The sequence below is a fragment of the Modestobacter sp. NPDC049651 genome (assembly GCF_040659695.1).
Classification (GTDB): domain Bacteria; phylum Actinomycetota; class Actinomycetes; order Mycobacteriales; family Geodermatophilaceae; genus Modestobacter.
The window spans coordinates 70352-93292 of record NZ_JBFAOG010000009.1; the positions used below are offsets into that span (position 1 = coordinate 70352).

Here is a 22941-nt window from a genome sequence, read left to right on the forward strand (position 1 = left end):
CTGCCCCTCGCGGAGGACCGGGTCTCAAGGAGCGGCGGGGAGCGTCCGATGTCCCCTGCGTGACCTCGACCCTCCCGCAGCAGCAGCGCTGGAGCTGTCGCCCGCTCTTGGCCGACGACGACGACCTGACCATCGTGTTCCAGCCGATCGTCGACCTGGCCAGCGCGTCGGTGGCCGGCTACGAGGCGCTGGCCCGCTTCCCCGGCACCGCCACCCCGGACGTCTGGTTCGCCGCCGCCGCCGAGGCCGGCCTGGGCGCCGAGCTGGAGGCGCTGGCCCTGACCAAGGCGCTGGCCGCCCTCCCCGACCTGCCGCCGAACACCTTCCTCACCGTCAACGTCAGCCCGCACCTGCTGGCCAGCCCGCCGGTCGCCGCTGCGCTGGCCGCGCCACCGTCGCTGCGCCGGGTGGTCGTCGAGCTCACCGAGCACATGCCGGCCGGCGACCTCGCCGAGCTGCGTGCGCAGACCGCCGCCCTGCGGGGCCGCGGCGCGCTCATCGCCATCGACGACGCGGGCTCCGGCTACGCCGGCCTGCAGCAGCTCGCCGAGGTCCGCCCGCAGCTGGTCAAGCTCGACCGCGCCCTGGTCGCCGACGCCGACAGCGACCCGGTGAAGGCGGCGCTGGCGGAGATGGTCGGCGCGTTCACCAGCCGGATCGACGCCTGGCTGCTGGCCGAGGGCGTCGAGACCCCCGGTGAGCTGGCGGTGTTCGCCCGGCTCGGCGTCCCGCTCGCGCAGGGCTGGCTGTTCGGCCGGCCCACCCCCGGCTTCGCCCCGCTGGCCCGCGACGTCGTCGACCTGGTGCGCACCCACGTCGCGCGCAGCCGGCTGACCGAGTCGGTCGCCAGCCTGCTGCGCCCGCTGCGGCAGCGGTCGACCACCGACGACCGCCCGCTGCCCGCCCCCTACGTGCTGCTCGACGCCGCGGACGTCCCGGTCGAGCTCGTCCTGGCCGACCCGCGGACCGGGGTGCCCTACCGGGCGCCGGTGTCGCTGCGCGTGCCGCCGTCCGCGGGTGTCGAGGAGGTGCTGCGGCGGGCCATGACCCGCCCGCCGGTGCACCGCTTCGACCCCGTCGTCTGCACCGCCGGCAACGGCGACGTCCTCGGCCTGCTGCGGGTCGACGACCTCGCCACCGCCGCGGCCGGCAGCTGAAGCCCCCGGCGGCCCGCCGGGCCGCCGGTCCACCCTCGACGAGGAGAGTCCATGAAGTCGTTCGCCTGCGGGGACGTCGTCCCCGGCTGCACCCGTTCCTTCACCGCCCCCGACGAGCAGGGCATCTTCGCCCAGGTCGCCGCGCACGCCGGTGCCGACCACGGCCTGACCGACATCTCGCCCGAGCTGGTGGACGCCGTCCGCGCCGCGATCGTCACCGCCTAGCCACGTACGGCGCGCCCAGCCGTCGGCCCCCTCCAGGGCACCGCCCCGAGCCTGCGAAGGGTGGGGAGGAGGGGGTCCTTCGTCAGGCGGAGGCGGAGGTCAGGTGCTGCCGCTCGTCGTCGGTGAGCACCAGGTCCTGCATCGGCAGCAGGTCGGCGAGCTGGTCGACCGAGCGGCCGCTGGCGATCGGCGCGGTCACCGTCGGCTGGTCGGCGAGCCACCGCAGCGCGACCGCGGCACCGGTGACGCCGTGCGCGTCGGCGACCTCCTGCAGCGCCGCGAGCACCCGGTCGCCCTTCTCCCCCACGTACTTGGCCGCCCCCTGCGCGCGCGGCGAGTCGATCGTCTCGCCCGCCCGGTACTTGCCGGTCAGGAAGCCGCGGGCCAGCCCGAAGTAGGGCATGCAGCCCAGCCCGCGCTCGCCGACGACGCCGGCCAGCTCGTCCTCGTAGACCGGGCGCTCCATCAGGTTGTAGTGCGGCTGCAGGGCGACGTACTTCGTCACGCCCAGCTTCTCGGAGAGGTCGAGCGCCTCGGTCAGCCGCGCCGCGGAGTAGTTCGACGCGGCGACGTGCCGGACCTTGCCGGCCTGCACCAGCTCGTCGAACGCCGTCAGGGTCTCCTCCAGCGGCGTCGTGTCGTCGTCGTAGTGCGCGTAGTAGAGGTCGATGTGGTCGACCCGCAGGTTCCGCAGCGACCGCTCGCAGGCGTCCCGGATCTCCGGCGCCGACAGCGGGTGCTCCTTCTGCCCCGGCGAGGCCTTGGTCGCGACGACCATCCGGTCGCGCACCCCGCGCTCGGCCAGCCAGTTGCCCAGGATCGTCTCGGACACGCCGTTGCCGTACATCTCGGCGGTGTCGACGAACGGCGACTGGGTGCTGGGGACGGCGTCGTGGAAGCGGTCCAGCAGGGCGAAGGACGTCGGCTCGTCCGCCGTCCACCCGAAGACGTTGCCGCCCAGGCAGAGGTCACTGACGGTCAGGTCGGTCCCGGGGAGCTGAGGCATGACCCCCACGCTAGGCGGCCCCTCCAGGGCGCGCGCGGCGGGCACGAGGCGTCACGGAACGTGACACTCGTGACGGATGGGGCCCAAAACCCCGGAAATCCGGGCCCACCGCTCGCCAACACCCAGGTCGGCATGGCAACGTGCCCGCCGTTGCTGGTCGACGACGGGGTCGACCGGATCCGCCCACCGACCACCCGCCGCGCATCACCTGCGCCGGTGTGGGGCACGGTGGAGGCCGCGGGGGCCCACCTGGCCCCCGGGGAGGTGACCGCCCCGCGCGGGGCGGCACCGCTGAGACCACAGTGAGAGGAATGCGATGAACAAGGCTGAGCTCGTCTCCGCGATCGCCAAGCGCGCCGACACCACCGCTGCGACCGTGGACGCCGTGATCGACGGCCTGCGCGAGGAGCTCGTCGAGGCCATCACCCGCGGCGACAAGGTCTCCCTGCCCGGCCTGCTGACCGTCGAGCGCTCGCAGCGCTCCGCGCGCACCGGCCGCAACCCGCAGACCGGCGAGAGCATCGAGATCGCCGCCGCCAACACCGTCAAGGTGTCGGCCGGTTCGGTCCTGAAGAAGGCCGCCGCCTCGGTGCCGGTCGACTGACGACACCCAGCACCTCAGCCGCGCCCCCGTCCGGTCCTCGTGTGAGGATCCGGGCGGGGGCGCTGCTCATCGGGGAGCCGGCGCCGCCGGTGGACGGGGGCCCCGCGTGACGACCGTGCAGTCCGACCTGGAGATCACCACCGACCCGGCCGAGGTCGGCCTGGACGCCGGCCGGCTGCGGCGGCTGGACGCGCGGCTGGCCCGCTGGGTCGACGAGGGGCAGCTGCCCGGGTTCCTGGTGACCGTCGCCCGGCACGGCCGCCTGGTGCACGTGGGCCGGTCCGGGCAGCGGGACGTCGAGGCGGGCCTGCCGGTCACCGACGACACCCGCTGGCGCATCTACTCGATGACCAAGCCGGTGACCTCCGTGGCGGCGATGTCGCTGTACGAGGAGGGCGCGTTCGAGCTGACCGACCCGATCAGCCGCTGGCTGCCGGAGTGGGCCGACACCCCCGTGTACGTCGCCGGCTCGGAGCTCAAGCCCGTGACCGTGCCCCAGGTCGAGCCGATCCGGGTCTGGCACCTGCTCACCCACACCTCGGGCATCACCTACGGCTTCCACCACGCCCACCCGGTCGACACGCTCTACCGGCTGCGCGGCTTCGAGTGGGGCACCCCGCCCGGCGCGGACGACGCCGAGGTCAGTCGGCAGCTCGCCGCCATGCCGCTGCTGTTCCAGCCGGGCAGCGAGTGGAACTACGGGATGTCGACCGACGTCCTCGGCGCGCTGGTCGCCGCGGTCGCCGGCAAGCCGCTGGACGAGGTGTTCGAGGAGCGGGTGCTCGGGCCGCTGGGCATGCGCGACACGTCCTTCGGGCTCCGGCCGGACGACGACCAGGAGCTGCTCGCCCGGCTGTACGGCCCCGGCGTCGCCCCGATGCCCGCGCCGTTCGAGCAGGCCGCGCGGGCCCGGCGGCCGTTCCTCGGCGGCGGGGGCGGGCTGGTGTCGACGGCCGGCGACTACCTGCGGTTCACCGAGATGCTGCGGGCCGGCGGCGTCACGCCGTCCGGCGAGCGGGTGCTCGGCCCGCGCACGCTGGCGCACATGGTGCGCAACCACCTGCCCGGGGGCGTCGACCTGGCCACCTACGGCCGGCCGCTGTACGCCGAGACGCCGCTGGCCGGTGTCGGCTTCGGGCTGGGCTTCTCCATGGTCATCGACCCGGTGCGCTACGGCGGCCCCGCCAGCGTCGGCGACTACAGCTGGGGCGGCGCGGCGTCCACGGCCTTCTACGTCGACCCGGTCGAGGACCTCACCGTCGGCTTCTACACGCAGCTGCTGCCCTCGAGCACGCTGCCGATCCGCTCGCTGCTGCGCCAGCTGGTCGCCCAGGCGATCGTCTGAGCGGAGTCCCAGGGCGCGGAAAGCGATGCGCTGGGACTCCACCAGGATGGGCGGGTGACCCCCGACCACGTCCTGCTGCCCGACGAGCGCACCCTGCACGGGTCCTGGGACCGCGACCTCCCGCCGGCGCTGACCGTCGACCCGGGGACGACGGTGCGCATCGGCACCCTCGACTCCGGTTGGTGGACCGGCCCGCACCCCGGTCCTGGCACCGACCCCGGGGACAGGCAGCGCCACCCCCTGCACGACCCGGCGCACGGGCACGCGCTCACCGGGCCGGTCGCCGTCCGCGGCGCGGAGCCGGGGCAGGTGCTCGCCGTCCGCGTGGACGACGTCGTCCCCGGCGCGTTCGGCACCACCTACGTGGGCCTGCGCTCGACCGCGCTCAACGAGCGGCTGGGCGTCACCGCCGACCCGCTCGTGCACTCCTGGACCCTCGACGTGGCCGCCGGGGTGGCCCGCGCGCAGTCGGGGCACAGCGTCGCGATGCGGCCGTTCCTCGGCGTCATGGGCGTGCCGCCCGCGGAGCCCGGCCGGCACTCGACCATCCCGCCCTACTGGCACGGCGGGAACATCGACTGCCGCGAGCTGGTCGCCGGCGCGACGCTCTACCTGCCGGTGACGGTGCCCGGCGGGCTGCTGTCGGTGGGCGACGGACACGCCGCCCAGGGGGACGGCGAGGTGAGCGGCACCGCGATCGAGTGCCCGATGGACGCCGTCGACCTCACCCTCGACGTGCTGCCGGACCTGTTCGGCGCCCCGGTGCGCACGCCGGTCGCCCGGACGCCGGCCGGGTGGGTGACCATGGGCGTCGCCGACGACCTGGACGAGGCGATGGCGATCGCGCTGGACGCGATGCTCGACGTGGTGGCCGCCCTGCACGACGTCAGCCGGTCGGCGGCGCTCGGGCTGGCCAGCGCGACGGTCGACCTCCGGGTGACCCAGGTGGTCAACCAGGTGGTCGGGGTGCACGCCGTCCTGCCCTGGGGCGCCATCCGCTGATCAGTCGCCGACGGCGCCGTCGATCCGCTCGCGGAGCAGGTCGGCGTGCCCGTTGTGCCGGGCGTACTCCTCGATCAGGTGCAGGTGGACCCAGCGCAGCGACGGCCGCTCGCCGCGCCGGGTGGTGCCGAGGCTGACGTCGTCCAGCCCGACGCCGGCGGCGGCCGCGCGGGCGGCGTCCAGCTCGGTCTGGAACAGCGCGAACTCGGCCGCCACCGCGGCCTCGCCGTCCGGGTCGTCGGCGGCGAAGCCGTTGAGGTCGGCGTCCGGGTCGTCGGGGCTGGCGTAGTGGTCGGCGGCGTCCTCACCGGCGAGGATGCGCCGGTACCAGCCGCGCTCGACGTCGGTCATGTGCCGCAGCAGCCCGCGCAGGCTCAGCGACGACGGCGGCACGGCCCGGGTGCCCAGCTGCTCGGCGGTCAGCCCCGCGCACTTGCGCCACAGCACCCGCCGGTGGAACTCCAACCAGGCCTCCAGCGCCGCGCGCTCGCCGTCGAGGTAGGGCGGGTCGGCCGGCAACGGCGCGGGCGGGACGGCGCTCACACGTACCGCCGGGTGAGCACGGTGGCCACGCAGCACGGCTTCTCGGCGCCCTCGACCTCGACGGTGACCGTCATCGCCAGGTGCACCCCGCCGTCGACCAGCCGCGCCTCGGCGAGCTCGGCGCTGGCCCGCAGGCGGGAGCCGACCGGCACGGGCGAGGGGAACCGCACCCGGTCCAGGCCGTAGTTGACCGCCAGCCGGAACCCGGTGACCTCGATGATCTGCCCGAGCAGCACCGGCACCAGCGACAGCGTCAGGTAGCCGTGCGCGATCGGCCCGCCGAACGGGCTCTCCGCGCGGGCGCGCTCGACGTCCACGTGGATCCACTGGTGGTCGCCGGTCGCCGCGGCGAACGCGTCGACCTGCTCCTGCGTCACCGTCACCCAGTCGCTGAACCCCAGGTGCTCGCCGACCAGGGCCTGCACCCCGACCACCCCGTCGACCGTCGTCGCCGCCATCCCTGCTCCTCCTCGCGCCCGTCGTGCTTGGCTTGGTCACCTCACCACACGCAGGAAGGGGAACGGTGCTGCGGCTGGGACAACGGGACGTCGCCGACGGCGAGCTGGTCGTGATGGCCATCGTCAACCGGACGCCGGACTCCTTCTACGACCGCGGCGCCACGTTCGCGCTGCAGGCGGCGGTCGACCGGGTGCACGAGGTGGTGGCCGAGGGTGCGGACATGGTGGACGTCGGTGGCGTGAAGGCGGCCCCCGGCGACGAGGTCACCCCGGCCGAGGAGATCCGCCGCACGGTCGACCTGGTGGCCGCCATCCGCGCGGCGCACCCGGCGCTGCCGATCTCGATCGACACCTGGCGCGCGGAGGTGGCCCGGGAGGTGCTGGCCGCCGGCGCCGACGTGGTCAACGACGCCTGGGGCGGGGTCGACCCGCAGCTGGCCGAGGTGGCGGCCGAGGCCGGCGCGGGCATCGTGTGCACCCACGCCGGCGGGCTGCCGCCGCGCACCCGGCCGCACCGGGTCGCCTACGACGACGTGGTGGCGGACGTCGTCCGGCGCACCACCGCGCTGGCCGACGCGGCGGTGGCGGCCGGGGTGGACCGGGACCGCGTGCTCGTCGACCCCGGGCACGACTTCGGCAAGAACACCCGGCATTCGCTGGAGGCGACCCGGCGGCTGGGCGAGCTGGTCGCGACCGGGTGGCCGGTGCTGGTGGCGCTGTCGAACAAGGACTTCGTCGGCGAGACCCTCGACGTGCCGCTGGACCAGCGGCTGACCGGCACGCTGGCGGCGACGGCGGTGAGCGCGTGGCTGGGCGCCCGGGTGTTCCGCGCGCACGACGTCGCGGCGACCCGGCAGACGCTGGACATGGTGGCCTCGATCCGCGGCGACCGGCCGCCGGCGTACACCTACCGCGGGCTGGCCTGACCCCCAGCGGCCCGGTCCGCTGCCGCCTGGACCCGGGCGTGGTGGGCGGCGCGCTCGTCGGCGGACCCCGCGCCGAGGTTGCTGACGCCCGGCAGCAGCCCGGCCGCGCCGTCGACCAGCTCCCGCACGACGTCGGCGTGCCCGGCGTGCCGGTGGGTCTCCGCGATGAGGTGCACCAGCACCCGGTGCAGCGTCGGGTGCCGGCGCTCCTCCGGCCACCACGGCACGGTGCCGGTCGCGTCGAGGTCGAGCGCCGCGACGGTGGCGTCGCCGTGCGCCCAGACCCGGCGGTAGAGGGCGACCAGCTCCTCCCGCGACTCCTCGGCGGTGGCGAACATGTCCGCCTCCGGCCCGGCGTCGTCCTCGGCCCAGGGCAGCGGCTCGGGGAAAGGGCGGCCGAACACCTCACCGAGGTAGCCCGCGTCGACGCCGGCCAGGTGCTTCACCAGGCCGAGCAGGTTGGTGCCGGTCGGGGTGACCGGACGCCGGACGTCGAACTCCTGCGCCCCCTCCAGCTTCCAGACCACGGCGTCGCGGCCGCGCTGGAGGTAGGTCAGCAGGTCGTCCTTCGGATCGCCCATCCGCCGAGTGTCACGGCTCGCGGGTCTCGGCCACCACCCAGTTCCGGTAGCCGGGGTGCCCGTCCGTGAGCGGCAGCGCGATCACGCACGGGACGTCGTCGGGGTGCTCGGCGTCGGCGCGGGCCACGATCGCCGGCACCAGCGAGGCGCGGGTGTGCAGCCCGACCCGGGCCTGCGGGTCGTCGTGCACTGCGCCGTCCCAGCGGTACACCGCCCGCACCCCCGGCTGCACGTGCCCGCAGGCGGCCAGCCGGTCGTCGACCAGCGACCGCGTCCACGTCGCCAGCCAGTCGGCGTCCGGCGCCGTGACCACGACCTCCACCAGTTCCTCGGTGTCCACGGAAGTAGGTTGCCAGCCATGGCCGCCACCGGGTTCCACACCGCCGACGAGCTCAACGCGCTGACCCCGGGCACCCTGCCGGGCCTGCTCGGCATCGTCATCGACACCCACGAGCCCGGTCGGCTCACCGCGCACCTCGACGTCCGCCCCGACCTGCTGGCCCCCAACGGCTACCTGCACGCGGCCAGCGTCGTGGCGCTCGCCGACACCGCCTGCGGCCTGGCCACCCGGGCGCTGCTGCCCGAGGGCGCCAGCGGCTTCACCACCATCGAGCTCAAGAGCAACCACCTGGGCACCGCCCGCGAGGGCCGGATCGACGTGGTCGCCACCAACGCGCACGCCGGGCGGACGACGCAGGTGTGGGACGCCGTGGTCACCAACGCGGCCACGGGGAAGCTCGTCGCGCTGTTCCGCTGCACCCAGTCGGTGCTCTGGCCGAGGGGCTGACGGTCCGGAAACAGGACCTACTCGCCGGTAACCCTGGCTGTGGTCCAGGCCACGCAGGGTGTGAGACTGGCGTCACCGCACCGCCCAGGTCGAGGAGGACCCGTGTCGCTGGCCAGCCGTTTCCCTGATGTCGAGATCCCGGACGTCAGCGTCCCGGAGTTCGTCCTGGCCGGCGCCGAGGCGCGCAAGGACTCCCCCGCGCTGGTCGACGGGCTCACCGGCGACACCATCACCCACGGCGAGCTGGCGTTCCACGTGGGCCGGCTGGCGGCCGCGCTGCACGCCCGCGGGCTGCGCAAGGGGGACGTCGTCGCCGTCTTCAGCCCGAACACCATCTGGTACCCGGTGGTCTTCCACGGCATCGCCGCGGCCGGCTGCGTGGTGAGCCCGGTCAACGCCCTCTACACGCCGGACGAGATCGCCTTCCAGCTCAAGGACTCCGGCGCCAAGGTGCTGGTCACCATCTCGGCGTTCCTGGACCGGGCGATGGCCGCGGTCGCCCAGCAGCCGGTCGACGAGGTCGTCGTGATGGACGGCGCCGAGGGGCACGCCTCGCTGCGCGACCTGCTGACCACCGACGCCCCTGCCGTGCAGGTCGACATCGACCCGGCCGAGGACCTCGTCACCCTGCCCTACTCCAGCGGCACGACCGGGCTGCCCAAGGGCGTGATGCTCACCCACCGCAACCTGGTGGCCAACGTCAGCCAGTCCCGGCCGCTGGCCGCCGTGACCGACGGCGAGGAGCGGATCATCGCCGTCCTGCCGTTCTTCCACATCTACGGGCTGACCGTGCTGATGAACCAGGGCCTGCAGTGGGGCGGCACCGTCGTGACGCTGCCCCGCTTCGACCTCGAGCAGTTCCTCCGCGCCATCCAGGACCAGCGGGTCACCCGGGCGTTCGTCGCCCCGCCGATCGTGCTGGCGCTGGCCAAGCACCCGCTGGTCGACCAGTTCGACCTGTCGTCGCTGCGCAGCATCACCTCCGGCGCCGCGCCGCTGGACGCCGACCTCGCCCAGGCCGCCCAGGACCGGCTGCGCGCGCAGGGCGGCTCGGTGACCGTCGCGCAGGGCTACGGGATGACCGAGCTGTCGCCGGTCTCGCACACCACCCCCGAGGCCGGGCACGAGCCGGCCGGCGCGGGCGAGACCCCCAAGGGCACGGTCGGCTACGCGATCCCCAACACCGAGTGCCGGCTGGTCGACCCGGCCACCGGCGAGGACGCCGCCCCCGGCGAGCGCGGGGAGCTGTGGGTGCGCGGGCCGCAGGTGATGAAGGGCTACCTGAACAACCCGTCAGCCACCGCCGACACCCTGGACGGCGAGGGCTGGCTGCACACCGGCGACGTCGCGATCGTGGACGACGAGGGCCGCTACACCGTCGTCGACCGGGTCAAGGAGCTGATCAAGTACAAGGGCTACCAGGTGGCGCCGGCCGAGCTCGAGGCCGTGCTGCTGGGTCACCCGGAGATCAGCGACGCGGCGGTCATCGGCGTGCGGGACGACGAGAGCGGCGAGGAGCTGCCCAAGGCGTTCGTCGTCCGCGCGCCCGGCTCGGCCCTCGACGAGGACGCCGTGAAGGCGTTCATCGCCGAGCGGGTGGCGCCGCACAAGAAGGTCCGGCTGGTCGAGTTCATCGACCAGGTGCCCAAGTCCGCGGCCGGCAAGATCCTCCGCAAGGACCTCAAGGCCCGCGCCTGACCGTCCGGTCGGCCCCGTGCCGCGGTGATCATGGACTTCTTGTCGGGGAACACGCCGTCGTTCGGCGTGTTGCCGAGCAACATCTCCATGATCACCGCCGGTGGGGCGGGCCCGCGGGCGCGGGGTTAGCGTCGCGGCATGCGTGCGGTGACGATCAGCGAACCGGGTGGTCCCGAGGTGCTGGGCTGGGGCGAGGTGCCCGACCCGGTGTGCGGGCCCGGTGAGGTGGTCGTCGACGTCGTCGCGACGGCGGTCAACCGGGCCGACCTGATGCAGCGGCAGGGCTTCTACCCGCCGCCGCCGGGCGCCAGCGAGGTGCTCGGCCTGGAGTGCAGCGGCGTCATCAGCGAGGTCGGCGCCGAGGTCACCGGGTGGGCCGTGGGCGACGAGGTGTGCGCGCTGCTGGCCGGCGGCGGCTACGCCGAGCGGGTCGCCGTCCCGGCCGGGCAGGTCCTGCCCCGCCCGGCCGGCGTCGAGCTGGCCACCGCCGCGGCGCTGCCAGAGGTGACCTGCACCGTCTGGTCCAACGTGTTCCAGCTCGCCGGCCTGCGCGTGGACGACGTCTTCCTCGTGCACGGCGGCTCCAGCGGCATCGGCACGATGGCCGTCCAGCTGGCGAAGCGGGCCGGCGCCCGGGTCGCCGTCACCGCGGGCAGCGCGGAGAAGCTGGCGTTCTGCCGGGAGCTCGGCGCCGACATCACCGTCAACTACCGCGACGAGGACTTCGTGCAGGTGGTCCGCGACGCCACCGGCGGGCGCGGCGCGGACGTCGTCCTGGACAACATGGGCGCGAAGTACCTGGCGCGCAACGTCGACGTGCTCGCCGACGGCGGCCGGCTGGTCGTCATCGGCATGCAGGGCGGCCGGACGGCCGAGCTGGACCTCGGGACGCTGCTGGCCAAGCGCGGCAGCGTGCACGCCACGGCGCTGCGGTCCCGCCCGGCGACCGGCCGCGGCGGCAAGGCCGACATCGTCGCCGCGGTGCGCCAGGCGGTGTGGCCCGACGTCGAGCGCGGCGTCGTCCGCCCGGTCGTCGACCGCCGGCTGCCGATGTCCCGCGCCGCCGAGGCGCACGCCCTGCTCGAGGCCAGCGGCCACATCGGCAAGGTGCTGCTGCTCCCCGACGCCTGAGTGGAGTCCCAGCGCATCACTTCCCGAGCGCTGGGACTCCACTCAACGCAGGTCGTCGATCGCGGCGAGGACCTGCTCGACCTCCTCGGCCGTGTTGTAGTGCATCAGCCCGAGCCGCACCGCCCCGCCCATCTCGTTGACGCCGATCGCGTCGAACAGCTCCCGGGCGTAGTGGTCGCCGTCCCAGGCGCAGATGCCGCGGCGGGCCAGGTCGCGGGCGACCGTGCGCGGCCGCATCCGGGCGACGGTGAACGACAGCGTCGGCGTCTTGTACTCGGGGTCGCCGAGCACCTGCACGTGCCGCATCCAGCGCAGCCCGCCGTCCAGGCGGGCGAACAGCTCGCCCTCGTACCGGGCCACGGCGCGCATCGACCGGGCCAGCCGCTCCCGGCGCGGGCCGGGCACGTCGTTGCACAGCTCGGCCAGGTGGTCGACCGACGCCGACACCCCGGCGTACAGCTCGACCGCCGGGGTGCCCTGCTCGAAGCGGTCGGGCACCCGGTCGGGGTCGGGCAGCAGCCGGTCCGGTTCCAGCTGCCCCCACAGCTCCGGGTCGGCGACGACGGCGCCCACGTGCGGCCCGCCCCACTTGGCGGCGGAGACGGCGACGAAGTCCGCGCCCATCCGGACCATGTCCAGGAACAGGTGCGGCGCGGCGTGCACCGCGTCGACGAACACCAGCGCGCCGACCCGGTGCGCGCGGGCGGCGATCGCGGCGACGTCCGGGCGGGTGCCGATCACGTGGCTCGCCGCCGTCAGCGCCACCAGGCGGGTGCGCTCGCCGAGCAGGTCGTCGTACTGCCAGTCGGGCAGCTCGCCGGTCTCGATGTCCACCTCGGCCCAGCGGACGACGACGCCGCGCTCCTGGGCCAGCCGCACCCACGGGCGGATGTTCGCGTCGTGGTCCAGCCGGCTGACCACGATCTCGTCGCCGGCCCGCCAGTCCCGCGCGATGGCCCGGGCGGTCCGCCAGGTCAGCGTCGTCATGTTCGGGCCGAGCACCACGCCGCCGGGCACCCCGCCGACGAGGTCGGCGAACGCCCACCTCGCGTCGGCGACCAGCTGCTCGGCGCGCAGCGACGCCGGGAACACCCCGCCGCGGTCGGCCACCGGCACCCGCATGCCCTGCACGACCGCCTGGACCACCGACTCGGGCACCAGCGCACCGGCGGGTCCGTCGACGTGGACGTAGCCGTCGGAGAGCCCAGGGAAGAGGCCCCGCACCCGGGCGACGTCCAGCCCGGAACCGGCAGCCATGCCGGGAGCGTAATGGGGTCGGCGCGGGCGGCAACCGACCGAGACCGCCCCGAGACCGACGCCGTCGCGGCCGGGGGCAGGATGGGGGCCATGACGGCACCAGGTTCCGGCGACCAGCGCGCCCAGCAGGTACTCATCGTCGGCCCGGACGGGCAGCCGGTGGGGGCGATGCCGATGCCCGCCGACGGCCCGGACGGCGAGGTCGCGGACGGCCAGGGCGGCGGCGTCGCCGACCTCGTGGAGCAGCCCGCCAAGGTCATGCGGATCGGCACGATGATCAAGCAGCTGCTCGAGGAGGTGCGGGCCGCGCCGCTGGACGACGCGAGCCGCAACCGGCTGCGCGACATCCACGCCTCCTCGATCCGCGAGCTGGAGCAGGGCCTGGCGCCGGAGCTCCGCGACGAGCTGGAGCGGATCACGCTGCCCTTCAGCGAGGACCAGACGCCCTCGGACGCCGAGCTGCGGATCGCCCAGGCCCAGCTGGTCGGCTGGCTGGAGGGCGTGTTCCACGGCATCCAGACCGCGCTGTTCGCCCAGCAGATGGCCGCCCGCGCGCAGCTGGAGGAGATGCGCCGCAAGGCCCTCCCCGGTGGGCAGCAGGGGCAGCAGCCGGCGCAGGAGTTCCGCCCCGGCGGTCAGTACCTGTGAGGTCTCACCCGATCGGGTGAACGGCCGGTCCCGAGTTGCCGTGGGTGATCACCACCGTCACGGTGCTCGGGCGGGCCGGACACGCCGGCCAGGACCACTGGAGGACCTGTGAGCACTCCCCAGCAGCCCTACCCCTCGGCCCCGGGCGGCTACGGCCCCGCGGCCGGCGGCGGCAACACCGGCCAGGCGACCACCGGGTTCGTCACCGGCCTGCTCAGCCTGCTGCTGGGCTGGCTGATCCCGATCGTCGGCGTGGTGCTGGGCGTCCTCGGCATCGTGTTCGGCGCGAAGGGCCGCCGCAGCGCCCGCTCGGGGCTCGCGACCGCGGGCCTCGCGCTCGGCATCGCCGGCCTGGTGCTGTCGGTCATCATCTGGATCGCCGCGGTCGCCGTCGTCACCAACGCCTGACGCCGCCGTCCGGCGCCCCCTGCGCGGCGACCGGCGCCACGTCGCGGGGGGCGCGCGGCGCCGGTACCGCCACGGGGCCCCGCACGGTCCGGGCCACCCGGCGCAGGTCCAGCTCCGGCAGCAGCTTGCCGGAGGTGCCGACCTGCACCAGCGGGGCGTCCTGGAGGGCCCGGTCCAGCCGGTCCCCGGCCCCGGTGCGGCGGTGCTGGTCGGGATCGGTCCAGCTCACCGGGTCGATGCTGCGCAGCGCGTCGACGGCGAACGCCACCGGCTCGCCGTCCACGTCCAGCAGCAGCAGGCAGGTGGCCGGTCCCACCCGCAGCGGCGGCCGCCCGAGCAGCCGGGCCAGGCACAGCACCGGGACGGCGGCGCCTCGGTGCACCGTGAGGCCCAGCACCTCCGGCACGGCCGAGCCGGCGGTCACCGACGCCGGCCACGGCACGATCTCCGCGACCTGCTCCAGCGGAGTGGTCACGTCCACGCCGATCGAGAAGGTCAGGTACGGCGCGCCACCCGGCGCGGCACCGGACCGGGACCGCGCCTCGTCGTCGACCGCGTCCGCGGCGCCGACCTCGGTGTTCATCGCGGCCAGCCCGCGCAGCTGCGGTTCGCCGAGCAGCGCCTCGCCGTCGAGCACCAGGCAGGTCTGCCCGCCGACGTCGGCCACGCCGAGCAGCAGCTCGGGCCGCGGTACCGCGAACGCGGGCACCGGCAGCAGGTCCTCCTCCGCGAGCTGGACCAGGTCCAGCAGCCCGTCGAGGGCGAGCACGGCGTACCCGGCGCCGGTGTCGAGCACCAGCCCGGCCTCCGGCGGGGTCCCGGGACGCCGGCCCAGGCCGAGCAGGACCAGCGGGTCGACCACGCCGACCTCGCGGCCGGCGAACTCGGTGGCACCGGCCACCAGCGCGCTGCGCAGCGGCGTCGGCCGCGTCGCGGGGGTGGGCAGCGTGGTGTGCACGTGGCGGACGTCGACCGCCAGCAGGTGCGGCCCGCAGCGGACCCGGGTCACCGTGCGGCCACCCGCCCGGCGTCCGGCCGGACCGCCTCCGGCGACGACCGCGGCGGTCGACCGGGTCACGTCGGCGACCGTGGGCACGCCGGGCAGGCCGAGGACGGCGGCGGGGTCGAGCACGCTGGTGGCCCGCCCGGTCTCCGGGTGCAGGAAGGTGTGGGAGAACAGCAGCTCCCCCCGCTGCGCGCGCACCGGCAGCAGCGCGGGTCCCGGCACCCGGGTCACGCCGCACACCTCGTCGGCGAGCAGGCCGAGCGCCTGCCCCTCCCAGGCGATGACGACGACGACCTGGTCGGGCCGGCGGCCGGTCTCCCGGCCCAGCACGGCCCGCAGGTCGACGACCGGCAGCACGGTGGTCCGCAGGTCCATCGCCCCCAGCAGCCCGGGGGCCGCGGCGGGCAGCCCGGACAGCTCCGCGGGGCAGGGGACGACCTCCCGCAGGACGCTCAGCGGCAGCCCGACGTCCACCCCGGCGAGCCGGACCACCCCGTAGACGTCGGCGGCGGGGACCACCTCGGGACCGTCGCCCACGGCGCTCACCGGCGCGTCAGCGGGTGGTCTCGGCCGCGGCCAGCGCGGAGATGAGCGCGTCGACCTCCTGCGAGGCCGACTGCTGCACCGCGGTGGCCGCCGAGATCGACCGGATGACCTCGTTGGTCTCGGCGACGCTGGCGACGATCCGCTGGAACGCCTCCCCGGCCCGCTGGGAGACCGTCGACCCCTGCTCCACCCGCTCGGCCGACTCCTCGATGAGCTTGCCGATCGCCTGCGAGGCGTCGAACGACCGCTCGGCCAGCTTGCGCACCTCGCCGGCGACGATGGAGAACCCGACACCGTGCTCACCGGCGCGCGCGGCCTCGATGGAGGCGTTGAAGGCCAGCAGGTTGGTCTGGTTGGCGATCTCCCCCATGACCCGGACGATCTCCGAGATGGCCACCGAGGACTTCTGGATCAGCCCGATCGCCTCCAGCGAAGCGCGCAGGGCCGCGACGCCCTGCTCGGCGTCCCCGTGGGTCCGCTCGGCCAGCGCGGTGGCGGCCGCGGAGCTGGCGCTGATCGCGTCGATCGACTCGGCCAGGTTCCGCACGGACGTCGTCATGTCCCGGGTGCCCTCCGCGACCCGCCGCTCGCGCAGCACGTCGGCGGTGACGTCGTAGGCGTACTTGACCACCCGCACCGGCTGCCCGTCCAGGTCCAGGACGGGGTTGTAGGTGGCCTGGATGTGGACCTCGCGCCCGAACTTGCCGACCCGCTCGAACCGGCCGGCGATCACCTCACCCTTGCCCAGCCGCAGCCAGAAGTCGCGGTACTCGTCGGAGACGCGGTAGTCCTCCGTGCAGAACATGCTGTGGTGCTGGTGGCGGATCTCCCGCATCGAGTACCCGATGGTGCGCAGGAAGTTGTCGTTCGCGGACAGCACGTGGCCCTCGAGGTCGAACTCGATCACCGCCTGCGCGCGGTCGACGGCGTTGACCCGGGCCTCGATGTCGGCGTTGCGCAGCTTGGCGGCGGTGACGTCGGTGGCGAGCTTGACGATCGTGAGCACCCGGCCGTCGTCGTCCAGCACCGGGTTGTAGGTGGCCTGGATCCAGACGTCCCCGCCGTCCTTGGCGACCCGGCGGTACTCCCCGGTCTGGAACTCACCGGCGGCCAGCCGCTCCCAGAACTGCGCGTACGCCTCGGTCGCGGTGTACTCGGGGTCGCAGAACACCCGGTGGTGCCGCCCGACGACCTCGTCGAGGTGGTAGCCCATGACGTCGAGGAAGTTCTGGTTGGCCGTCAGGACGTGCCCGCCCAGGTCGAACTCGATCACCGCCTGGGCGCGGTCGATGGCGGCGACCTTGCCGCGGTAGTCGGCCGCCTGGAGCTGCGCCCGGGTGATGTCGGAGGCGAACTTGACGACCTTCAGCGGTCGGCCGGCGTGGTCGAGGATCGGGTTGTACGTGGCGCGCAGCCACACCTCGCGACCGTCGGCGGCCAGCCGGCGGAAGACGCCCGAGGCGTACCGGCCGGCGGCCAGGTCGGCCCACAGCTGCGCGTACTCCTCGCTCGCGGCGTGGGCCGGCTCGCAGAACATCCGGTGGTGCCGGCCGACGACCTCCTCGAGCGCGTACCCCATGGTCGCGAGGAAGTTGCCGTTGGCGGTCAGCACGTGGCCGCCCAGGTCGAACTCGATCACCGCCTGCGCCCGGTCGATGGCCGCCACCTTGCCCAGGTAGTCGATGGCCTCGAGCTTCGACGCGGTGACGTCGCTGGCGAACTTGACGATCTTCACGGGCTCGCCCGTGCGGTCCAGGATCGGGTTGTACGTCGCCTGCAGCCACACCTCGCTGCCGTCCCTGCGCACCCGGACGAACTCGCCGCTCTTGAACTCCCCGGCGGCCAGCTCGCGCCAGAACCGGCCGTACTCCGGAGCCGCGGCGTGGTCCGGGCCGCAGAACATCCGGTGGTGCCGGCCGACGACCTCGTCCAGCTCGTAGCCCATGGCGTCGAGGAAGTTCTGGTTGGCGGTCAGCACGTGGCCGCCCAGGTCGAACTCCACCACCGCCTGGGAGCGGTCGAGCGCGGCGACGAGGCTCGCGTACTCGTGCAGCTGGGCCGGCAGCGCGGTACCGGTGGGCTTGGCGGGGGCGGCCATGACGTCGTCCTCCAGGAAGGCGGGGGGATCGCTCGGCGCGTCTGTTCGACCGGCACCTCCTGCATCGGCAGGGGCGGACGCCTCCGTGATGCCCGTTGCGCACCATCTTGTGCCAGGACGCCGAACGGCCCCGGCGCAGCGCGCCGGGGCCGTCACGGCAGCCCGCTCAGAGGGTGAAACGGCGGACGGCGGACTGCAGCTGGTCGCTCATCCGGGACAGCTCCGCCGCCGAGTGCTGCGCCTCGAGCACGCGGTCGTTGGTGGCCTGGGCGCCCGAGGCGAGCCCGGTGATCGCCTGCGCGATGCTGCGCGAGCTGCCGGCCGCCTCCGCGACGTTGCGGTTCATCTCGTTGGTCGTCGCCGTCTGCTCCTCCACCGCAGCCGCGATCGTCGACTGGAAGTCGTTGATCTCCGCGATCACCGAGGTGATCTGACCGATCGCCTCCACCGCACCGGCGGTGTCGGCCTGGATCGCGGCCACCCGGGTCGAGATGTCCTCCGTCGCCCGCGCGGTCTCCTGCGCCAGCTCCTTCACCTCGCTGGCGACCACCGCGAAGCCCTTGCCGGCCTCCCCGGCGCGCGCGGCCTCGATGGTGGCGTTCAGCGCCAGCAGGTTCGTCTGCTCCGCGATCCCGTTGATCAGCTTGACCACCGCGGCGATCTCCTGCGAGGAGTCGCCCAGCTTGCCGACCATCCGGGTCGTCTCCTCGGCCACGCCCACCGCCTGGTTCGCCACCCGCGACGCCTCGCTGGCGTTCTGCGAGATCTCCCGGATCGCCGACTCCATCTGCGACGAGCCGGTGGCGACCGTGTCGACGCTGGAGGCCACCTCGGCGGCCGAGGCCACCACGACGTCGGCCTGGCCGGCCGCCGTCCGGGCGTTGTCGGCGATCGCGTCGGCGCCGTGGTTCAGCTTCTGCGAGGCCCCGGCCAGCCGGTCCGCGGAGCTGCTGACCAGGGAGAGGACACCGCTGAGGGAGTCCAGCGTGCGGTCCAGCGAGCGGGCCACCTCACCGATCTCCGCGCCGCCGGTCTCGCCGACACGGACGCTCAGGTCGCCGCCGGCGACCTCGTCGAGCACCTCGCGCACCCGCTGCACCGGCCGCATCACCGAGCGGACGATCAGCAGCGCCAGCACGACCGAGACGGCCAGGCCCACCACGATCAGGGCGACGGTCCAGGTGCGCGCGCTGGTGTAGGCGTCGTGCGCCTCGGCGGCACTGTTCCGGGCGCCCTCGGCCGCCGACGCGGTGGCCGTGGTGAGCGCGTCCGAGATGGTGGTCTGGTCCTTGGTCATCGTGGCGATGGCCGCGGTCAGGCCGGCGACGTCCGACTTCGGCAGGCTCTGCAGCTTGGTCAGGGTCGCCAGGTAGTCGCCCGACGCCGTGGTGAACGAGTCGAACGCCGCGCGGGTCGTGCCGTCCAGCGGCATCGCCTCGACCGCGGCCGTCTGGTCCTGCAGCACCTCGGTCTGCTCCTGCAGACCCTGCGCCGACGCCTGGAGCGTCGCGGCCGGCAGGCTCGGGATGCTGGTGCGCGCCGAGTACGTCTGCAGCGTCCACCAGGTGGCCTGCAGGCTGCGCAGCCCGTCGAGCGGGACCGCGCCGTCGCTGTAGACCTCCTCGGCCCGGTCGCTGAGGCTGCCCATCCGGGCGATGCCGGCGACGCCGACGACCACGGTGGTCAGCGCGACGAGCAGGATCGCGGCGAGCAGCCGGCCGCGCAGGCCGACGGCGGCGAACCGGCCGGCCGGGGTGGTCGGGGTCGTCCTGGCGCCGGGGGCGGGGGCGTCGTCCATCGGGTCTCTCCTCGCGGCGGCCGCACGGTGCAGCCGTCCCCCTCCTCCATCGGTCGGTCGCGCACGACTCGTGACCGCACCCGGGTGTGACGACGGCGCCGCCGGTCCCCACGCGGGGACCGGCGGCGCCGGGTGGGCCGGGTGGACCGGGTGGGCCGTCAGACGGTGAACCGGCCGACGGCGGTCTGCAGCTCGTCGCTCATCCGGGCCAGGTCCGCCGCGGACCGCTGGGCTCCGGCGACAGCCTCGTTGGTCTGCTGCGCACCCGCGGCGAGACCGGTGATCGCCGAGGCGATGCTCTGCGAGCTGCTGGCCGCCTCGGCGACGTTGCGGTTCATCTCGTTGGTCGTGGCGGTCTGCTCCTCCACCGCCGCGGCGATCGTCGCCTGGAAGTCGTTGATCTCGGCGATCACCGAGGTGATCTGACCGATCGCCTCCACCGCACCGGCGGTGTCGGCCTGGATCGCCTCCACGCGCTTGGAGATGTCCTCGGTCGCCCGCGCGGTCTCCTGCGCCAGCTCCTTGACCTCGCTCGCCACGACCGCGAAGCCCTTGCCCGACTCCCCGGCGCGCGCAGCCTCGATGGTCGCGTTGAGCGCGAGCAGGTTCGTCTGCTCCGCGATGCCGTTGATCAGCTTCACCACCGCGGCGATCTCCTGTGACGAGTCACCCAGCTTGCCGACCATCCGGGTCGTCTCCTCGGCCACCCCCACCGCCTGGCCGGCCACCCGCGACGCCTCGCTGGCGTTCTGCGAGATCTCCCGGATCGCCGACTCCATCTGCGACGAGCCGGTCGAGACGGTGTCGACGCTGGCGGCCACCTCGGCGGCCGAGGCGACCACGACGTCGGACTGGCCGGCCGCGGTGCGGGCGTTGTCGGCGATCGCGTCAGCGCCGGTGGTCAGCTGCTGCGAGGCCGCGGCCAGCCGTCCGGCGGAGTCGCGGACCAGGGTCAGCACACCGCCCAGCGAGTCCAGCGTCCGGTCCAGCGAGCGGGCGACCTCACCGATCTCCGCACCCCCCGTGTCGCCGGCCCGCACGCTCAGGTCGCCGGCCGCCACCTGGTCGAGCACCTCGCGCACCCGCTGCACCGGGCGGCTGACCGACCGGACGATGACCAGCGCCAGCCCGATCGCCGCGAGCACGCCGATCGCGATCGCGGCGAGGGTCAGCGCCCGCGCCGAGCTGTAGGCGCCCTCGGCGTCCTGCACGGTCGCGCGGGCGGCGGTGCTCATGACCTCGGTGGCCTCGGCGATCGCCGGCCCCACGCGCGCCTCGCTGTCGTTGAGCTGGGCGATGAGGTCGTTGGCGAGCGCGGGGTTGGTCAGCGTCGTCAGCTTGGCCAGCGCGTCCTGGTACTGCTGCGTCGCGGCCTTGAACTCCGCGTAGGACTTCTGCGCGTCGGCGGGCAGGCCGAGAGCCTCGACCGCCTTCTCCCCCTCGGTGAGGCTCGTCAGCGCATCGGCGGCCTGCTTCTGGAACAGGGCCTTCTGCTCGTCGGTCAGGTTGGAGAGGAACGTCTTGGCGTTGAAGGTCTCGTACGCCCACCAGTCGGCCTGCAGGTGGCGCAGCGCCTCGAGCGGGACCGCGCCCTGGGAGTAGACCTGCGTGGCTTGGTCCCGCAGGGTCGCCATGCGGGAGATGCCGAAGGCGCCGATCCCGGCGCTGATCAGGGCGAGCACCAGGAAGGCGGCGAGCAGTCGGCCGCGCAGCCCGGCGCGGCCGAGCAGGGCGGGCAGCCCGGAGGAGCCGACGGGGGCGTCGAAGGGGCGGGTGGCGGCCATGGGGTCTCCTGGGTCACTGGGACGCCGGTGCGCCCTCACCAGCCTCATCGGCAGGGGGCAACCCCACTGGAGCCGACCGGACGAACTGGGCCGTTCCGTTTCTGTGACGCCCGGTCACGCCGACGACCCCGCCCCCGCTGCCTCGTGGCAGCGGGGACGGGGTCGCCCGGTGGGGGAGCCGCGCCGGTCAGACGGTGAACCGGCCGACGGCGGACTGCAGCTCGTCGCTCATGCGGGCCAGCTCGGACGCGGACTGCTGCGCCTCCGCGACCCGGTCGTTGGTGGCCTGGGTGCCGGTGGCCAGCCCGGTGATCGCCTGCGCGATGCTCCGCGAGCTGCCCGCGGCCTCGGCCACGTTCCGGTTCATCTCGTTGGTGGTGGCGGTCTGCTCCTCCACCGCGGCCGCGATCGTCGACTGGAAGTCGTTGATCTCGGCGATCACCGTGCTGATCTGGCCGATCGCCTCGACCGCTCCGGCGGTGTCGGCCTGGATCGCGGCGACCCGCTGGGAGATGTCCTCGGTCGCCCGCGCGGTCTCCTGCGCCAGCTCCTTGACCTCGCTCGCCACGACGGCGAAGCCCTTGCCGGCCTCCCCGGCGCGCGCCGCCTCGATGGTGGCGTTCAGCGCCAGCAGGTTCGTCTGCTCCGCGATGCCGTTGATCAGCTTGACGACCGCGGCGATCTCCTGCGAGGAGTCGCCCAGCTTGCCGACCATCCGGGTGGTCTCCTCGGCCACGCCGACCGCCTGCCCGGCGACCCGGCTGGCCTCGGTGGCGTTGTGCGCGATCTCCCGGATCGCCGACTCCATCTGCGACGAGCCGGTGGCGACCGTGTCGACGCTGGAGGCCACCTCGGCGGCCGAGGCCACCACGACGTCGGCCTGGCCGGCCGCGGTGCGGGCGTTGTCGGCGATGGCGTCGGCGCCCGCGGTCAGCTTCTGCGAGGCGCCCGCGAGCCGGCCGGCCGAGTCGTTGACCAGGGAGAGCACGCTGCCCAGCGAGTCCAGCGTCCGGTCCAGCGACTCCGCGACCTGGCCGATCTCGGCGCCGCCGGTGGCGCCGGCGCGCACGCTGAGGTCGCCGTCCGCGACCCGGTCGAGCACCTCGCGCACCCGCTGCACCGGCCGGGTGATCGACCGGACGAGCAGCGCGGCGAGCACGACCGAGACGAGGAGCCCGGCGGCGACGATGGACCACGTCCAGGTGCGGGCGGTCACGTACGCGTCGTGCGCGGCGTCCGCGGTGGCAGTGGCGGTCGCCTTGGCGGCCGAGGTCGCGATCGGCAGGTTCTTCTCGATCGCGGCCTCGTCGGCGATCTCCCTGTTCAGGATGTCCATGAAGTCCGGCGAGGCGGGGCCCGCCGGGCCCAGCTTGCTGAGCCGGCCCGACTGGACCACGTAGTCGGCCACCGCGGCGGCCGCCTTCTCGTAGGCACCCTGCGCGCCGGCCGGCAGCGGCATGTCCGCCACGGCCGCGGTCTTCTTCTGCAGCGACGCGAGCGCGGCGGCGGCCGCCTTGGCCGAGGTCGCCTGCTGCTCGGGGGTGAGCGAGGTGATCGCCGAGCGGGCGGTCTGCGCCTGCACCTCCCACCAGCCGGACTGCATCTCGCGCAGCCCGTCGAGCGGCACGGTGCCGTTGGCGTAGACCTGCTCGGCCTTGTCGCTGAGCGAGCCCATCCGGTTCGCCCCGATGATGCCCACCGCCAGCGTGGTCAGCGCGACCAGCAGGATCGCGGCGAGCAGCCGGCCACCCAGGCCGATCCGGCCGAGAGCGCTCAGACTGCGCCCGCCGGGCTGGTCGGAGGGGGTGAGGTCGTCCATGCGGAGCTCCTGGGTCGGGGGCGGTGGGCGCCCACCGCGCCCGTCTGACCTCAGATCGGCATGACCCCCGCCACACTGCACCGCAAGTTGTGAACGAACTGGTCTCGTTTCTGT

The 22941-nt window shown here is 74.4% G+C and carries 22 protein-coding genes; 11 read left to right on the forward strand and 11 right to left on the reverse strand.

Annotated elements, in window-relative coordinates; all coding sequences use genetic code 11:
- Positions 1-59 precede the first annotated feature (59 nt).
- Entirely contained in the window at positions 60-1157 is a 1098-nt protein-coding gene (locus AB0J00_RS13990) for an EAL domain-containing protein (RefSeq protein ID WP_357745347.1), read from the forward strand.
- 51 nt (positions 1158-1208) lie between these two features.
- Complete coding sequence (locus AB0J00_RS13995; protein ID WP_357745348.1) at positions 1209-1382, forward strand: DUF1059 domain-containing protein; 174 nt, start codon at positions 1209-1211, stop codon at positions 1380-1382.
- A gap of 82 nt (positions 1383-1464) precedes the next feature.
- Here the strand turns inward: AB0J00_RS13995 and AB0J00_RS14000 are convergent, their stop codons facing one another.
- Positions 1465-2388 (reverse strand): aldo/keto reductase, encoded by a 924-nt coding sequence (locus tag AB0J00_RS14000; RefSeq protein ID WP_357745351.1) that lies wholly within the window; start codon positions 2386-2388, stop codon positions 1465-1467.
- 316 nt (positions 2389-2704) lie between these two features.
- Between AB0J00_RS14000 and AB0J00_RS14005 the strand changes: the two genes are divergently transcribed.
- The 3 genes from AB0J00_RS14005 to AB0J00_RS14015 all read left to right on the forward strand — a co-directional run bounded on the left by AB0J00_RS14005 (position 2705) and on the right by AB0J00_RS14015 (position 5339).
- Positions 2705-2992 (forward strand): HU family DNA-binding protein, encoded by a 288-nt coding sequence (locus tag AB0J00_RS14005; RefSeq protein ID WP_357745354.1) that lies wholly within the window; start codon positions 2705-2707, stop codon positions 2990-2992.
- A 106-nt stretch (positions 2993-3098) separates the two neighbouring features.
- Positions 3099-4337 (forward strand): serine hydrolase domain-containing protein, encoded by a 1239-nt coding sequence (locus tag AB0J00_RS14010; RefSeq protein ID WP_357745356.1) that lies wholly within the window; start codon positions 3099-3101, stop codon positions 4335-4337.
- Between the two features lie 54 nt (positions 4338-4391).
- Positions 4392-5339 (forward strand): acetamidase/formamidase family protein, encoded by a 948-nt coding sequence (locus tag AB0J00_RS14015; RefSeq protein ID WP_357745359.1) that lies wholly within the window; start codon positions 4392-4394, stop codon positions 5337-5339.
- On the opposite strand, the gene AB0J00_RS14020 is transcribed toward AB0J00_RS14015, so the two are convergent.
- On the reverse strand, positions 5340-5882 hold the full coding sequence (locus tag AB0J00_RS14020; RefSeq protein ID WP_357745362.1) for a DinB family protein: 543 nt from the start codon (positions 5880-5882) through the stop codon (positions 5340-5342).
- Positions 5879-6340, reverse strand: coding sequence for a MaoC family dehydratase (locus AB0J00_RS14025; protein ID WP_357745365.1), 462 nt, complete (start codon positions 6338-6340; stop codon positions 5879-5881). Before AB0J00_RS14025 ends, AB0J00_RS14020 begins: the two co-directional genes overlap by 4 nt.
- 65 nt (positions 6341-6405) lie before the next feature.
- Between AB0J00_RS14025 and folP the strand changes: the two genes are divergently transcribed.
- Complete coding sequence (gene folP, locus AB0J00_RS14030; protein WP_357745367.1) at positions 6406-7266, forward strand: dihydropteroate synthase; 861 nt, start codon at positions 6406-6408, stop codon at positions 7264-7266.
- On the opposite strand, the gene AB0J00_RS14035 is transcribed toward folP, so the two are convergent.
- Entirely contained in the window at positions 7248-7847 is a 600-nt protein-coding gene (locus AB0J00_RS14035) for a DinB family protein (protein ID WP_357745370.1), read from the reverse strand. The genes folP and AB0J00_RS14035 overlap by 19 nt on opposite strands.
- Before the next feature lie 10 nt (positions 7848-7857).
- On the reverse strand, positions 7858-8187 hold the full coding sequence (cutA, locus tag AB0J00_RS14040) for a divalent-cation tolerance protein CutA (protein ID WP_357745373.1): 330 nt from the start codon (positions 8185-8187) through the stop codon (positions 7858-7860).
- An 18-nt stretch (positions 8188-8205) separates the two neighbouring features.
- Here cutA and AB0J00_RS14045 point away from each other — a divergent pair, with 18 nt between their 5' ends.
- From AB0J00_RS14045 to AB0J00_RS14055, 3 genes are all read left to right on the forward strand, one after another.
- On the forward strand, positions 8206-8634 hold the full coding sequence (locus tag AB0J00_RS14045; RefSeq protein WP_357745375.1) for a PaaI family thioesterase: 429 nt from the start codon (positions 8206-8208) through the stop codon (positions 8632-8634).
- 102 nt (positions 8635-8736) lie between these two features.
- A complete protein-coding gene (locus AB0J00_RS14050) occupies positions 8737-10332 on the forward strand; it encodes a 4-coumarate--CoA ligase family protein (protein ID WP_357745376.1) in 1596 nt (531 codons plus the stop codon).
- Positions 10333-10470: 138 nt separating this feature from the next.
- The gene (locus AB0J00_RS14055; protein ID WP_357745378.1) at positions 10471-11463 is read left to right on the forward strand and encodes an NAD(P)H-quinone oxidoreductase; all 993 of its coding nucleotides are present in this window, start codon (positions 10471-10473) and stop codon (positions 11461-11463) included.
- Between the two features lie 42 nt (positions 11464-11505).
- Here the strand turns inward: AB0J00_RS14055 and AB0J00_RS14060 are convergent, their stop codons facing one another.
- On the reverse strand, positions 11506-12720 hold the full coding sequence (locus AB0J00_RS14060; protein WP_357745380.1) for a cysteine desulfurase-like protein: 1215 nt from the start codon (positions 12718-12720) through the stop codon (positions 11506-11508).
- A gap of 90 nt (positions 12721-12810) precedes the next feature.
- Between AB0J00_RS14060 and AB0J00_RS14065 the strand changes: the two genes are divergently transcribed.
- Together AB0J00_RS14065 and AB0J00_RS14070 are read left to right on the forward strand one after the other, a co-directional pair.
- Positions 12811-13368, forward strand: coding sequence for a bacterial proteasome activator family protein (locus tag AB0J00_RS14065; RefSeq protein ID WP_357745383.1), 558 nt, complete (start codon positions 12811-12813; stop codon positions 13366-13368).
- Between the two features lie 108 nt (positions 13369-13476).
- On the forward strand, positions 13477-13776 hold the full coding sequence (locus tag AB0J00_RS14070; RefSeq protein ID WP_357745386.1) for a hypothetical protein: 300 nt from the start codon (positions 13477-13479) through the stop codon (positions 13774-13776).
- On the opposite strand, the gene AB0J00_RS14075 is transcribed toward AB0J00_RS14070, so the two are convergent.
- From AB0J00_RS14075 to AB0J00_RS14095, 5 genes are all read right to left on the reverse strand, one after another.
- Positions 13763-15319: a chemotaxis protein CheW gene (locus AB0J00_RS14075; protein ID WP_357745388.1), complete on the reverse strand. Its 1557-nt coding sequence runs from the start codon at positions 15317-15319 to the stop codon at positions 13763-13765. The genes AB0J00_RS14070 and AB0J00_RS14075 overlap by 14 nt on opposite strands.
- A 16-nt stretch (positions 15320-15335) precedes the next feature.
- Positions 15336-17426 (reverse strand): PAS domain S-box protein, encoded by a 2091-nt coding sequence (locus AB0J00_RS14080; protein WP_357745391.1) that lies wholly within the window; start codon positions 17424-17426, stop codon positions 15336-15338.
- 166 nt (positions 17427-17592) lie between these two features.
- Positions 17593-19224: a methyl-accepting chemotaxis protein gene (locus AB0J00_RS14085; RefSeq protein WP_357745394.1), complete on the reverse strand. Its 1632-nt coding sequence runs from the start codon at positions 19222-19224 to the stop codon at positions 17593-17595.
- 158 nt (positions 19225-19382) lie between these two features.
- Complete coding sequence (locus AB0J00_RS14090) at positions 19383-21008, reverse strand: methyl-accepting chemotaxis protein (RefSeq protein WP_357745397.1); 1626 nt, start codon at positions 21006-21008, stop codon at positions 19383-19385.
- A 187-nt stretch (positions 21009-21195) separates the two neighbouring features.
- Positions 21196-22827, reverse strand: coding sequence for a methyl-accepting chemotaxis protein (locus AB0J00_RS14095; RefSeq protein ID WP_357745399.1), 1632 nt, complete (start codon positions 22825-22827; stop codon positions 21196-21198).
- Positions 22828-22941 lie beyond the last annotated feature (114 nt).